This is a genomic window from Spirosoma lacussanchae, from assembly GCF_005870035.1.
In the GTDB taxonomy this organism is placed as follows: Bacteria; Bacteroidota; Bacteroidia; order Cytophagales; family Spirosomataceae; genus Spirosoma; species Spirosoma lacussanchae.
Genome location: NZ_SWJG01000003.1, coordinates 453765 through 468365, shown reverse-complemented (window position 1 = coordinate 468365; position 14601 = coordinate 453765). Strand labels below are relative to the sequence as shown.

Here is a 14601-nt window from a genome sequence, read left to right as displayed (position 1 = left end):
CAGCAACTGATTGGGGGAAGTGTGGCAGTCCTGTGCGGTCAAAATTACGATGAATCGTTGGATAAGAAAAAAACAGATAATCCCCTCTCTGGTAAATTACTTGGTTAATACCACTCGCCCGGTACCGGTTGCTGTTGTGCCATCTGTGGCGGCTCGTACCTGAATCCGAACCACATAGATTCCGTTGGGTAGCGACGCACCGCTATTCGACTGACCGTTCCAGGTACCGGCCTCTACCCGCCCGGGGCAGTCGGTGCACTGGCCCGTCTGCTGGGTTAACAGGTGTCCGTTCAGATCATAGATACTCAGTGTCCAGTCCAGCGGCTCGCCGGCGCGGTCGTGATCTGCCGTTAGCAGCGCTTGTGTTGTTACCGGGTTCGGACTGATCCGGATTTCACGGAGGGTCAGACCCGGTCGTTCAGAAACTACTAAGGTCAACGTGCCCTCGGTTGAATTATTGTTGATATCCCAGGCTTTGACCCGCAGCCCGTAGGTTCCGGGTAATACACCCCTGAACGTATGAACAACCTCTCCCTGCAGCCCGTCGGTGCCTGTAGCCACGTATTCACTGTTCAGTACAACCGGACTGTTATCGCCCAGTACCGCCGTCAGATCGTGCCCCAGACCTGATCGTGCAATATTTATGCCCTTGTTGTCCTGTAGACTGATACGCACCTGTATATCCGGCCCCGTCGCCTGCCAGCTCTCGCCCTGCCGCAGCCCGCCCACAACTGCCAAGGTAAGACTGGGCGGCTGATTATCAACACCATCAGCAATAATGCTGCCACCTATGCGCAGATTTTCGTAACTCCCGGTCGCATCAAATGCGCTGTCAGCGCGAACGGCATACATATACAGTTTGGCTTGGCCAACCGTATAGTCGATATCTTTGGGCACGGTGAAGCGGACCGTGAATCGCCCCTGCTGCACAGCCACCTGCCCCGAAAATACCGGATTCGTATACGCGCGGTAACTCATTTTAGGACTACCGGCTTCCTGCCCCAGGGTAGTCAGCAAGGCCGCCTTATCGAACAGGGTTAGCCGGGTTGTACCGGTAAAATCGGCCAGCCGCTGACCGTTCTGTCGAATTTCGCCGGTTAGCTCAACCGTTTCCAGTGCCCGTAAGGTGTCGAAGCGGGCGGTGGTCAGTGGTCTGCCGTTTACAGCGGTTAGCGTTGCCTGAGCCCGCGGGTAGGCTAGTCGCATCGATGGATCGCCCAGTAAAGCAAAGTTGCGGTTGATTGCCCCCGCCAGACTGGCGTTCTTGGTAAGCCGCATAACGTCGCCTAACCGGGGCATCTGCCCATTTATGGGGGTAAAAACGGTATTGTAAAACGCCTGATTCAGCAGCAGGTTCGTATTTGAATAGACGGGCCGGGTCGTGGTCAGCAGTCCGATGGCCCCACCCACCCGACTAAGCAACGACAGTTCGGCACCCGAATTCACACTGGGGTCATCGTACCGGCCAAACTGACACGTAGCGGTTACCCACAAGGGCAGTCGCCGGTTGCGCCAGCCCAGAATATCGGAGAGCGTAACGACCTTTTCATCGGCCAGGGTCAGTATATCGCCGTGACCGCTGTAGTTGATGATGAGCCGACCGTCTGCCATGGCCCGGCTTATGTGCTGGTTTACGACGGGGGCCCGCTGTCCGTCGGGGGTGACGATTTGTTGATAATTATCCAGATAAATACGTTCGGGCCTGAACGCGGGGGCTACCCGTTCAATCTGAGTGGCCAGTAGTTCGCCGTCGTTCTGGTGCAGGTTGTAATCACCATCATCGGCAATGAGCATAACCCGTGTTTGCCAGTCGCCAACCAGCGATTGGTCCGTTGCGTACCGAATCAACTTATCAACAACCGTCTGGGCTTCCTGCACCGACTTGACCGGTAGCCGGCCAATGCCTACGTCGAGCAAATGGTCTGCCGGGTCGAGCTCTCCCTGCCGGGGTTCTTTCCATTCACCCTCCGCGTCGTCCATGAACCCGTAGTAATCATCGGACGAGTAACTCAGTACCGGATGCAACGACTCGCGGCTTTCGTAGACCGGAACCATGTTGGCCTGCGCGGCCGGACTGGCTGCTTTGTTTATGTTCCGATAGTCGAAGGTAGCGTCGCCGAACAGCAGGAGGTATTTCAGCTGCCCCGGCTGTTGCCGGTAAAAATATCGAACGGCATCGCGAATGGCCGTCGGATCGGGTTGGCCGGAGCCAAATTCGTTATAAACCTGCTGCGTTGTGGCAACCAGGACCGATAATCGGTCGTTCTGCCGTCGGAATTCGGCCAGTCGGTTGGCCTGATCGCGCCAGGCCGCCGGGGTAATAATGAGAAGGTCCGGAGATGTCTGCCCACGCAGGTTCTGATTGGCTACAGGCACTACTGAAACAGGCGCCAGTAGCTGCGCATCCGTGAACAAGAAATAGTCGGCGGGCTGCGCAGCCCGCCACGTAGCTGCCTGGGTAGCAGACAGGGTATACAGCTGATTGGCGGGGGCCAGCGGCTGCGACACATCCCAGATCCGGAGCCCTGTGCTGGCCTGCTGCACCGCCACCGAGCCAGCCGGAAGCCGCCGTACCCACAGAGACTGTTCGTACTGCCGGAGTTCGCGTTGGGCTTCAACCGCCAGAAAATCCAGATACCCCTGGCCCGAGTTGTTACGGTTGTTGCGAAAAGTCATGCTTACCCTGACGGTGTTGTCTGTACTCGCCAGTCGGGTCAGAAACGTATCGGCACGAACAATACCCTGGTAGTCGTATTCGAAGCCCGACACATCGGGAATCGGGATCGTACCCACCAACTGGCTGTTCACATGAATCCGAAACAGCCTCGTCGATGTATCGCGCGCCATGGCCGATGCCCGCACCCGAATGGCCGATGACGCAAGCAGACCAGGCATGGTAAACGCTACGGTTCGGGTCGTATCGGTACTCAGAAAATCGCCCAGCCACGCCCGTCCGGAGCGCACCGACTGAACCTTGCGCAGTTCGGGTTCGTAGAACTGGTAGTCGGTGAAGGTGGTAACGGTTGGGGCGGCTAGTGACCCGGCCAGACGTTCGCTGATGCGCCGACCCGGCCCCAAGCCGATGTTCAGGAAATAAAACGTTGTATCGCTGTAGGGGTTGATTTGATGTACGAACCGCCTTGCAGTCGTATCGTACTGTATGGTATGCGGGCTTTGGCCAAAAAACAGAAGCGCGTCACCGGCATCGAACCGGCCATCGGCCTCGCCCGTTACGAGCACGGCATTTTCAACCAGATCAACCGCCCGGGGAGTTGAGTTAGCCTGCGGCAGGGGTGCTCCTCCATTTCCGTACAATCGGAGGTTACGCGGATTCGCCGTAGCGAAGGCCGGATTCAGCCGTACCAGGGTTTCCTGATTCAGACGGTATACGCCCGATTGGGTTACGCCAATTTTGAGCCAGTTTCCCTGCTGTAATACCGATTGCGCCCGCAGGTCAGGCACCGTACCGATCAGCACCAGTCCAGCCAATAGCCAGGCCCGCCCCGGCCCGATTAGCTCGTTCAGGGGGGCAGGGCGATACACAGTGCTGCTACTATATATCCATTTCAACAACGGCATGAGCCAGAATGGCATAGGATCGACCGGAGGATAGTTCTTTACAAACGACGCGGGTCCGGCGCATCGTGCCACGCTGATAGGTCTTTTTTGCAAACAGAAACAGGCTTCCCTCGGGTACGTCGCGCAGCAGTCGGGTGTTCGGGGTACTTGCAGACTGTGCTGGCTGATCGTACCGACGGAGGGCCGCCATCAGTACGGGGCTGGCGTAGGTGGTAGCAGCGGGTCGGCTCATATACTGCCGTAGGGGAACGAGCACATCGGCCGGAAAAACCGTTTGGTGCAGAAAAGGCTGCATGAGCCGCTGAAAGGCTTGTTGCCAGGCCGTTCCGTGGGGTGCCACCCGCCGTTTGTGCGTCTGGCTGACTACCGCATGAGCCACTTCATGCACGTACGTGATCAGGAAAGCATAGGGGTTGAGGTTAGCGTTGACCGTAATCTGCATACGGCCATCCGGCCAGCGTCGAAAATCGCCCAGTTTAGTCCGGCGGGGTTTGGTCACCCGAAACGCAAAGCCGTATTGCAGCTGCAACTGCCGACAGGGCAAAGCGGCTATAGGTGGTACATGATGGGTGAGCAGATCAGACACGTATAGAGTAAAAAAGCCCTATAAAAATAGGGCTTTTTTACTCTATACTCGAAAGCGACAGGCTTATTTCGCGCTGTCAGCAGCAACGGCAGCAGCGGTATCGGTAACGGCGGTAGCAGCCGAATCCGTAGCCATCGTGGTGGTGTCGGTAGACATGGTAGCCGTTGAATCAACAGCAGCTTCTTCCGTCTTAGGTTTGCTCTGGCAGGCAGCGAAGGTCAGCATGCTGCCGACAAACAGGAGTGCGAATACTTTTTTCATTTGTACTTTGGTGGTCTTTAATGGTTTCAGCCGCAAATATACTTTTTTTTAGTAAGATGCAAATAAATGTCCACCCTTTTAATATGATGAGCCACTGACCTTTGAAAAATCCTGTGCTGGATAAAACAAAAGGAAGAAATAGAATACAGATTATATAGACTTTAAATACAACTTTTCCTATTTCGCCGGTCTCGACCGAATCCGATCGTACATGCCAGTGCTCCTAAAGGTAAGCAGTTTGTGACCAAAGTAATTGGCCATGAAGCTAAGTCCCATGCCCACCACGTGCGAGGCCTTCTCACGGGCAAAAGGAGACAGATTAGGGAAGAAGGGGTTGGCGATGTAGGCTAGGGTAAACTTGGAAACCCCCACCTGCACAGCCAGCGCCACCAGGGCAATGATAAAGAACTTGATGGCCTCGCGACCCGTGTTCCCTGTTTTACCAGCCGAAAAAGCGAACCGCTTGGTGGGGATGAAACTGACAACTGTAGCCGTCAGATAGCCCAGAAACACACTGGTACCGAACTCGAAGTAATTCCGATAGAATATCTGGGACAGAAAGTTAACGGACGCACCCAGCAGAGCCGTTAGAAAGAACGAGAAGAAACTTCGGGAGACCTTGTATTTGGGCTGTTGTATACTACTCACGTTCACGGGCTTGCCAGTAGAAGCCAGCGTTAGTTTTAGCTTCTGCGGCAAAAATAGACAAATAAGGATGTAGTCGCTTACCGGTCACCCGATTAACTGAGTGAGCGGCTCCAAATCGTCAATCAAAACAAACCCTGCAGTAAGCCAGGCGCAATTCCCAGCACGAGCGTCAGTATGGTAGCCGCCAGCAGCACGTACCGATAGACCGGCGATACCCGAATTGGCTCCGTGGCGCCGTCGCGGAAGTACATCGCGATGATTACCCGGAAATAATAGTAGATACCTACAGCCGACATCAGCACCGCCACTACCAGCAGCCAGATCTGGCCCCGCTCTACCGCAGTGGAGAATATATAGAACTTACCCCAGAACCCGGCCGTCAGCGGAATACCGGCCAGTGACAGCATTGATACGGCCATGGCGAAGCCCAGCAACGGGTTCTGACGCGCCAGTCCATTGAAGTCATCGAAGCCTTCGTTCGCTACGCCCGTGCTCGACAGGGTTTGCGTACTGCGCTGCTGCGCGACCAGCAAGAGCACACCGAATGCCGAAATAGTGGCTACTGAATAGGCCAGCGAGTAAAACACAATGGCCTGTTTGGTCTGCGCGCCCAGAGCCGCCAGACCAATCAGCAGGTAACCCGCGTGGGAAATGCTGGAGTACGACATCATACGTTTGAAGCTGTTCTGGTACACCGCCGTTACGTTGCCCACAACCAGCGTAATAGCCGTGATAATAGCCAGTATGGTCCACCAGAAGGTATAAACTCCGCCGAACGAAATCGATAACAGTTTAAATAGAGCGGCAAAACCAGCCGTTTTTACCACCGTCGACATGAAGGCGGTGAAAATGGTGGGGGCTCCGTCGTATACGTCGGGTGTCCAGAAGTGAAACGGCGCGGCCGATACCTTGAACAGTAGTCCGATCAGCAGCATCAGCAGACCGACATACAGCAGCAAGGAAAGCCCCTGTTGCGGATTCACGGCATTTGCTGCAATACCGGCCAGGGTAAACGATCCCGTTGACCCGTAGAGCAGCGCCATCCCGAACAGCATGATTCCGGTCGTGAACGCACCCATCAGAAAGTACTTCAGCGCGGCCTCGTTTGACCGCAGATTGCGTTTGTCGCTACCCGTCAGGATGTACATGGCAATAGACAGCGTTTCGACACCCACAAACAGCATGATCAGATTCTCGAACGAAATCATCATGATAGCCCCCACCAGGGAGAACATAATGATACCGTAATACTCTGCCGGTTGCGCTTCCTCATCTTCGATAAACCGGGTCGACAGGGCGATGACCAGAAAAGCCGATCCCAGCACGATGGCAGTAAATACCATCGACAGGTTATCGGTACGCAGCATATCGTTGAAATACAGGTACGTCTTGTTCCAGTCGTAAAAGTTAGCGGCCAGCGCCACCAGCAGAAACAGCAGCGCTGCGGGTAACAGCAATGTCCGCGACTTTTGGAAGCCCAGGAAGAGCAGCCCAATACCAGAAACCGATAACAGAACGATGGGAAGCATATTAGTTTGGTTTTCAGTGTTCGGCGTTCGGTGTCCAGAACGTTGCCTGATCAGTAGCAACCGTTCGGGCCAGCCAGCCGAAACCGTTTGTAAGCTTTATTTCAGAGATACAGCCGAGGTACCGATGTATTTCATCAGGTTGACTACGGCAGGTTCAGTTACTTTGAGGAACGTTTGGGGGTAAATTCCCATCCAGAAGACCATAATCACCAGTGGCACAAACACCAGGCTCTCCGAACTGGTCAGGTCGGCAAACGTACCGGTACGTACCGATGTTGGGCCGAACATGCTCTTCTGAAACATCCGCAGCATGTACACCGCCCCGAAAATGATCGTGAAGCCAGCCGCCAGACCCAGATAGTGGTTGTATGTAAATACGCCATGCAGCAGCAGAAACTCGCCAATGAATCCGTTGGTCAGCGGCAACGCTACGCTTCCCAGCAGCATGATCATGAAGTAAACGGTCAGTTTCGGCGTTGTGCGGGTAATGCCGCCCAGCTGATCGAGCTGGCGGGTATTGGTCCGCGAGAAAATGACATCGGCCACGAAGAACATGCCCACTACGTTGACGCCGTGAGCCAGCATCTGAATCAGGGCACCCTGCATCCCGGTTTCGGTCTGCGAGAAAACACCAGCTGCCATCAGACCAACGTGCGAGAACGACGAGTAAGCAATGAGCCGTTTCATGTCGCGCTGGCGGATGGCGATAATCGATCCGTAAACGATACCGATCACAGACAGAATGATGGCCGTTTTCCCCCAGGTTTCGACGCCAAGCGGCACGATGGGCAGAATGAACCGAATCAGGCCATAAACGCCCATTTTCAGCATGATCCCGGCCAGCAGCATCGTAGCTGGCGTTGGCGACTCCACGTACGTATCGGGCTGCCAGGTATGAAACGGGAAAACCGGCATCTTGATAGCGAACGCAATAAAGAACGCCCAGAATACCCAGCCCTGGGCTGCGGGGGTTAATTTAAGCTGGTAGAAATCAGCAATGGCCGAGCTGTGGTGCCCATCGGTTACGGGTGTCTGATAATACAGGTACACCAGCGCAACAAGCATGAACAGACTGCCAAAGATTGTATAGACGAAGAACTTGAAGGTGACCGGCACGCGGTTCTCCCCACCCCACATAGCGGCCAGGAAGTAAATTGGAATCAGGGCCACTTCAAAGAAGAAGTAGAACAGGAAGCCATCGCGGGCCGTAAATACGCCCATCAGCGCAGCCTGCATAAACAGCATCAACGCGTAGAACAGCGCTGGACGGTCGTACTGCCGATTAAAGGTCGACAGTATAATAAACGGAACCAGCAACCCGGTCAGCAACACCAGCAAAACGCTGATGCCGTCGATACCGGCGCTGAAACGGATACCGAGTGAGTTGATCCAGGCATAGTCAAAACCAAACTGCGAACTGGCATCGGGCTGAAACTGCGCAAAAGCGGCAACGGCGCCAACCAGTTCAACCAGCGCGGCTACCAGCGCGACCTGTTTCACCCGTTCGCCTTTCACGATCAGAAGTAACGCAGCAGCAACGGCAGGGTAGAGAATCAGGAATAATGTGAGCATATCTCAGATTAGAATCGAACGAAAAAACGCAGCGCGAAGATGGCAACGATACTGACAACCATCGCCAGCACATAAAACCCGATCGAACCACTTTGCATCAGCCGCAACTGGGCCGAACTCTGCCGGACCAGCCAGGCCACTCCGTTGACAACACCATCGACCAGGCCTTCGCCGAAGCTGTAGAGCGCATCGCCCAGGCCACGAATGGGCCGAACGATGATGGTATCGTACAGCTCATCGATGTAGTATTTGTTGTAGACCACCTGCTCGGGCAATGAGCGCTCGGCCGTTTCGGGAGCCGGAACGGCCCGCCGGCTGACGTACATCACATACGCCACAACCAGCGCCAGCAACGCCACCCCCGCCGATACCGCCATGAGCGTATACTCGGTCGAGTGATCGAGTTCCAGCGTCAGCGCCGTTGGGTTTACCTCCCGCGAGAACATGAATACAGGATCGAGGAAACGGCTCAGCCAGCCCCCGCCCGGCAGGTTAAGCAACCCGCCCGCTGCCGATAGTATAGCCAGAAAAACAAGCGGAGCCGTCATTGTTGCCGGTGATTCGTGCAGATGATGCCGTTGCTCTTCGGTACCGCGGAATTCTCCGAAGAAGGTCAGGAACAGCAGGCGGAACATGTAGAACGACGTCAGTCCCGAACCCAGCACGCCCAGCGCCCACAGCACCTTGTTGTGTACGAACACGTGCGCTAGGATTTCATCTTTCGAGAAGAAGCCGGCAAACGGCGGTAAACCCGAAATAGCAATAGTCCCGATCAGGAAGGTGATGAACGTTATGGGCAGCGCTTTCCGCAGGCCACCCATTTTCCGGATATCCTGCTCATCAGACATGGCGTGGATAACACTCCCTGCACCCAGGAACAGCAGCGCTTTGAAGAAAGCATGGGTTACAACGTGGAACATGCCCGCCGTATAGGCCGTAGCACTCAGGCCCAGGAACATATAGCCCAGCTGCGATACCGTTGAGTAGGCCAGCACCTTTTTGATGTCGTTCTGCAACAGACCAATCGAAGCGGCCAGCAGAGCCGTAGCGATGGCGATACCGCCGATGATCTCGAGCGTCAGGGGGGCCAGCGTGTAGAGCACGTTCGAGCGAACGACCATGTAGATACCCGCCGTTACCATGGTTGCTGCGTGGATCAGAGCCGACACCGGCGTTGGACCAGCCATAGCATCGGGCAGCCAGGTGTAGAGCGGAATCTGTGCCGACTTACCCATGGCCCCCACGAACAGCAGGAGCGTGATGATCAGAATCGTGCTGTCGCCCACGGGTAGGCTCGTAGCCTGTTTGAAAATATCGATATACTCAACCGTACCGAAGGTGTTGATGAGCATGAAAATGCCCAGCAAAAAGCCCAGATCACCAATTCGGTTCATTACGAAGGCTTTGCGGGCTGCGTTATTGTAGCTCGTGTTGGTGTTCCAGAAGCCGATGAGCAGGTACGAGCACAACCCAACCCCTTCCCAGCCAATGAACATGATGACGTAGTTGGAACCCATCACCAGCAACAGCATGAAAAATACGAACAGGTTCAGGAAAGCCATGAACTTACCGAATCCTTCGTCGTGCTTCATGTAGCCGATGCTGTAGAGGTGAATCAGCGTACCAACTCCCGTTACGACCAGCAGCATCAGCAGGCTGAGCTGATCGATCTGGAACGAGAAGTTGATCTGAAGATCGCCCACGCTGATCCAGTTGAAGAGCGTAGCAACGAGCGGTCCGGCGTCATCGCGGAAGGCCGCCTGCCCTATAAAGGCACCGAACAGATAACCGGCGGTCAGGAACGAGGCCAGCGCGGCTCCAACCGCAATGGCCCCGGCAGCCCCTTTCGGAATATGCCGAAAACCGATACCGTTGATCAGAAAACCAATCAGCGGAAAGAGAGGTATTAACGCACAGAGTAGTTCAGGCTTCATAATGTAGTCAATAGTCAACAGGGGTCAGGCGTCGGGTAGTGAACCGGGTAGCCACGAAGGATCACCGGCGACGCCAGCCTTTTTCACCACTTTAACTTGTTCAGCAGCCCCACGTCGATAGAGCGGGTGTTGCGGTAAATCATGACAATAATAGCGAGCCCCACCGAGACCTCGGCGGCCGCAACAGCCATGATAAAAAAGACGAATACCTGCCCGGCCGAGTCGGAGCGGTACGAGGAGAAGGCGATCAGCAGCAGGTTCACTGCATTCAGCATAAGCTCGATCGACATGAAAATGATAATGGCATTGCGCCGGGTCAGCACACCGATGATACCGATCACGAACAGGGCCGTGCTGAGAATCAGATAATAGGTAAGCGGTATTTGCTGAATTACGTCCGGAATAAGTACGTCCTGCGTGGGTTGCATGGGATGCCGGTTAGTAGAAAGTGCCGCAAAGGTAAAGATTATTCGATATTGGTGGAACTCCCAATGAAGCAGTGAAACAGAAGTTTATACGCTATTCGTCGAACCTGACGGGCCGGGGGGCCTCTGCCGGTCTGTGATCAGCTACCGTTTCCCGTTCACATTGCTGAACATCCTGAGTTTTATTTCGGTCAGGCGTCGTTTGGTATCAAGCGGAAATTCGCCCTTCAGCATCCAGTCGTAGAAAGCTGGTTCTTTCTGCAAAACGTCCAGAACGGGCCGATCTTTGTGCTTGCCGAAGTTGAATACTTCAATGCCTTCGCTGTTGAGGACAATCCGTCCGGCCAGGTCTACGTTTCGGTTGGCGGTCAGGCTGTGAAGCATATCCATGTCATTGTCGAACACGACATCCTGCCCGCTATCGGTCCGGGCCACCCGTCCCGAGTACCGCTGTACCTGCGCGTTGAGCACCTCGAGCGTGGCGATGGTGTCTGCTTCGGCACCATGCGCGCCGATCAGGTCCTTGTCGCAATAGAATTTGTAGGCAGCCGTAAGATTACGAGGCTCCATGAGATGAAAAATCCGCTGCGCATCGACCAGCCGGCGGTTTTTGACATCGAAGTCTACACCAGCCCGCAAAAATTCTTCGACCAGCAGCGGCACATCGAACCGGTTGGAGTTGAAGCCAGCCAGGTCGCAGCCTTCCAGAAACTGGGCCAGCGTGCGCGCAACGGCTTTGAAAGGAGGGGCATCTTTGACGTCATCGTCGTAGATGCCATGAATCATACTGGTTTCGAGCGGGATCGGTATACCGGGGTTAACACGCTGCGTTTTGCTGACAACCTCGCCACCGGGTAATGCTTTAATGATGCATATGTCGATGATGCGGTCTTTGGCGGTATTGATACCGGTTGTTTCCAGATCGAAGAAAGCAAGCGGCTTACGAAGTACAAGTTGATGCGTCATAACCAAACCGATTCACGGTAAGGCTACAAAGGTAAGCCGATTGTCAGGCTTTTTTCAACTCACTGGTCCAGTTTACCCCGGCCCGGACCGACGCGACCGACGGCAACCGCCCCAGTTGCATCAGTTCCCGGATAATAGCTATATCGACGTCGCGTTTCAGCCCGGCCACGGCCAGAATCTGATCACCGGCGACGTAGAACGCCAGAAACGCGTCGTCTTTTTCGGGATCGCCGTCGTAGATGATGTCGTCAAACGAGTCGGCATGACCAATATAGTTAATTCGCTTTCCGTGTTGGTTAGTCCAAAAAAACGGGACTTGCTGGTAGGCCTGCTGTTGACCGGCCATGTTCAGACCGGCCACATACCCCTGCTGGCCCGCCACTTTCCAATGCTCGATGCGCTGTGCCCCGTCGCCGATCGGGTACACGGCCACGTCGCCGGCGGCATACAGGTCGGGCGCAATGCGGAGATACTCGTCGGTCCGTATTCCTCCATCGTCCTGCCGGTCTACGCCCCGCACAAACGCGGTCTGCGGCTTAACGCCCAGCCCTACCAACACTATGTCGGCTGCCAGCGACTCGCCCGATTTCAGCACAACCTCCCGAACCGTAGTGTCGCCGGTCAACTGCTCCACTTCAGTACCGAGGTGAAACCGGATGCCTGCCTCTTCGTGCCATCCCTGGATAACCCGGCCGATCGCTGGCCCGAGAATTTTCTGAAAAGGAATGGTATCCCGGCCAACCACATCGACTTCGCAGCCAAGTTTGCGCAGGCTCATGGCCGCTTCCAGCCCTATAAACGAACTGCCAATCACGACCACCCGTTTGCCGGGCTGCCCCGCATCCCGCAACAGCTGGCTGTCGTGCAGGCTCCGGAGGGTATAAACGCCCGCCAGCCCGGCGCCGGGTACCGGCAAGGGATTGGGAGAGCCGCCCGGGGCGAGCACTGCCTGCTGGTAAGTTAGCGTTTCGCCAGATGCCAGCTCTATGGTCTTGGTAGATGGGTCGAGCGAAACGACCCGCTGGCCGGTACGGATCTCGATATGATGCGTCTGGTAAAATTCGTCAGTCCGAAGCGGCATCCACTCGTCGGGTGCTTCGCCCTGGAGGTAATCTTTTGAGCAGTTGGGACGGTCGTAAGGGGCTTCCTCGCTGGCCGTCAGCATCACGATCCGGCCGGTGAAGCCGCCTTCGCGAAGCCCCTCGGCCGCAAACGCACCCGCTCCGCCACTACCCACAATGACGCAGGTGTCTGTCGATGCCGGATCGGGCTCAGCCATGGGGTTTTCTACGCTCTCGCTGTCGGTCGTGAGCTGAACGATGACCTGACCGTTCTCGATACGCACCGCATGTTTGGGCAGTCCGTTCAGGGCGGGGGCTTCGAGCCGGTGACCCGTACGAACGTCGAAGCAGGCGTTATGCCAGGGGCAGACCAGCCGGTTACCATGCAGCAACCCTTTCGCCAGCGGAGCCTGGTAATGAGTACATTGCGGATGCAGCGCGTGATACTCTCCATTCACACGGGCGAGTAAAACGGCTTTGTCGCCCACCTGAACTTCTCTCATGTCACCATCGGCCAGATCATCGACCCGGCATACTGCAGCTTCGGCGTAGTTGGTTGTCATATCCTGAACGTTTGCCCTAATAACTAGCTGTTAGTGCCGAATGGTTAAAAAAAAGTCGGTGCCGCTATAAGCGGCACCGACTTCAAACTATCGATTTGTGTGATTATTTTGAGGTGGCCATGACCATCCGTATATTCAGTTTAGCGCCCGTTTGCAGCACATCGACCAGATCCTGAACCGTTAGCGACTTATCGAACCGCACCACCACGGTTGGTTCGGCAATACCGGCCATGATCGTCTTCAACTCATTTTCGAGGTTGGCCGGATCAACTGGTTTTTTATCGATGTAATACTGTTTCTTGTCATCGACCGAGAGGGTTACCTGTTTCTTGCTGAGCTGCTGAGACGAAGCCGCCTTGGGCAGCATCAGCTTGATCACGTTTGGATTGGCAACCGTTGAAATGATCAGGAAGAACAACAGCAGAAAGAACATGATGTCGTTCAGCGACGAGGTTGCCACTTCGGCCGCAAACTTATTTTTTCGTCGGAGTTTCATACACGTAATGCCCGATCGGAAGAACTGGCGGTGAAAGAAGTTAGGTAGCCGCTGGTCCGTACCGAATCTGACGATTCGATGTGCCAGCCGGTGCTACGGATTAGCGCATCCGGGCGGTTTCGGCCGTAGGTTTCTGCAGAACCTCGATGAACTCGAAGGCGTTCATTTCGAGGGTGAGCGTAAACCGTTCGATCATCATGTTCAGCAGGTGATAGCCAGTGTAGGCAATTACCCCTACGATAAGACCGGCCCCCGAGGTAATCATTTTCTCGTACAGACCGCCGGCAATGATACCGACGCTGATGTTGTCGGAAAGGGAGATGTCGTAAAAAATCCGGATGATCCCCGAAATTGTTCCGATAAACCCGAGCATGGGCGCAATACCGGCAATGATACCCAGGTAGCCCATGTTCCGTTCCAGCCGGGCCAGTTCGATCTGCCCAACGGTTTCAACGGTGCTTTCGATCTCTTTGATCGGCGAGCCGATCCGGCCAATAGCTTTCTCGAACACACGCCCCATGGCAGTCCGCTGGTTACGGGCAAACGACTCGGCCGACTTCACATTCCCCTGCGCTACCATGTCGCGGATGTTGTCGATGAAATTGGAATCGGAGCGGGTCTGCGACCGAATAACGAAAAGCCGTTCGAAGATCAGGTACAACGCAGAGAAGAACAGGAACGCAATAGGAATCATGACCCAGCCGCCTTTGGCAACGAGATCGAATAATTGCAGACTTTGGGGTTGAGCAGCCGCCGAGGTGGCCGAGAGCGATGCGGCCGTGGTGTCAACAGCCGGAACCTGAAGCAGGAGCATACGGTCTTTGTGAGTAAGTGGATCAGACTGACCGGCAGTCGTTTCAGGAACAAACGCCCCGGTTTCGTCCAATATTGTTGTCAAAGATAACGAAGGCTGTAGAAAGTGGTTCAGCCTACAATAGACTTTGTCCGTTTTTCATCTATACGGACCAGAAACCGGGTCGA

At 55.1% G+C, this 14601-nt stretch carries 12 protein-coding genes; all 12 read right to left on the bottom strand.

Annotated features, from left to right (window positions below; translation table 11 throughout):
* Nucleotides 1–96: 96 nt before the first annotated feature.
* On the bottom strand, nucleotides 97–3543 hold the full coding sequence (gene porU / locus FBR45_RS15090; protein WP_246082257.1) for a type IX secretion system sortase PorU: 3447 nt from the start codon (nucleotides 3541–3543) through the stop codon (nucleotides 97–99).
* Nucleotides 3544–3553: 10 nt separating this feature from the next.
* Nucleotides 3554–4165: a SprT family zinc-dependent metalloprotease gene (locus FBR45_RS15085; protein ID WP_138503737.1), complete on the bottom strand. Its 612-nt coding sequence runs from the start codon at nucleotides 4163–4165 to the stop codon at nucleotides 3554–3556.
* A 63-nt stretch (nucleotides 4166–4228) separates the two neighbouring features.
* A complete protein-coding gene (locus tag FBR45_RS15080) occupies nucleotides 4229–4426 on the bottom strand; it encodes a hypothetical protein (protein ID WP_138503735.1) in 198 nt (65 codons plus the stop codon).
* 177 nt (nucleotides 4427–4603) lie between these two features.
* Entirely contained in the window at nucleotides 4604–5125 is a 522-nt protein-coding gene (locus FBR45_RS15075; RefSeq protein WP_394344382.1) for a GtrA family protein, read from the bottom strand.
* Between the two features lie 71 nt (nucleotides 5126–5196).
* The gene (locus FBR45_RS15070) at nucleotides 5197–6603 is read right to left on the bottom strand and encodes an NADH-quinone oxidoreductase subunit N (protein ID WP_138503733.1); all 1407 of its coding nucleotides are present in this window, start codon (nucleotides 6601–6603) and stop codon (nucleotides 5197–5199) included.
* 96 nt (nucleotides 6604–6699) lie between these two features.
* Nucleotides 6700–8175, bottom strand: a complete 1476-nt coding sequence (locus FBR45_RS15065; protein ID WP_138503731.1) for a complex I subunit 4 family protein — start codon at nucleotides 8173–8175, stop codon at nucleotides 6700–6702.
* A gap of 8 nt (nucleotides 8176–8183) precedes the next feature.
* Nucleotides 8184–10109, bottom strand: a complete 1926-nt coding sequence (gene nuoL / locus FBR45_RS15060) for an NADH-quinone oxidoreductase subunit L (protein ID WP_138503729.1) — start codon at nucleotides 10107–10109, stop codon at nucleotides 8184–8186.
* 83 nt (nucleotides 10110–10192) lie between these two features.
* Complete coding sequence (gene nuoK, locus FBR45_RS15055; RefSeq protein WP_077919391.1) at nucleotides 10193–10537, bottom strand: NADH-quinone oxidoreductase subunit NuoK; 345 nt, start codon at nucleotides 10535–10537, stop codon at nucleotides 10193–10195.
* A gap of 141 nt (nucleotides 10538–10678) precedes the next feature.
* The gene (locus tag FBR45_RS15050) at nucleotides 10679–11500 is read right to left on the bottom strand and encodes a 3'-5' exonuclease (protein WP_138503727.1); all 822 of its coding nucleotides are present in this window, start codon (nucleotides 11498–11500) and stop codon (nucleotides 10679–10681) included.
* 43 nt (nucleotides 11501–11543) lie between these two features.
* The gene (locus tag FBR45_RS15045) at nucleotides 11544–13124 is read right to left on the bottom strand and encodes an FAD-dependent oxidoreductase (protein ID WP_138503725.1); all 1581 of its coding nucleotides are present in this window, start codon (nucleotides 13122–13124) and stop codon (nucleotides 11544–11546) included.
* Between the two features lie 103 nt (nucleotides 13125–13227).
* Nucleotides 13228–13620, bottom strand: coding sequence for an ExbD/TolR family protein (locus FBR45_RS15040; RefSeq protein ID WP_077919394.1), 393 nt, complete (start codon nucleotides 13618–13620; stop codon nucleotides 13228–13230).
* A 100-nt stretch (nucleotides 13621–13720) separates the two neighbouring features.
* Entirely contained in the window at nucleotides 13721–14434 is a 714-nt protein-coding gene (locus FBR45_RS15035; protein WP_077919614.1) for a MotA/TolQ/ExbB proton channel family protein, read from the bottom strand.
* Nucleotides 14435–14601: the final 167 nt, after the last annotated feature.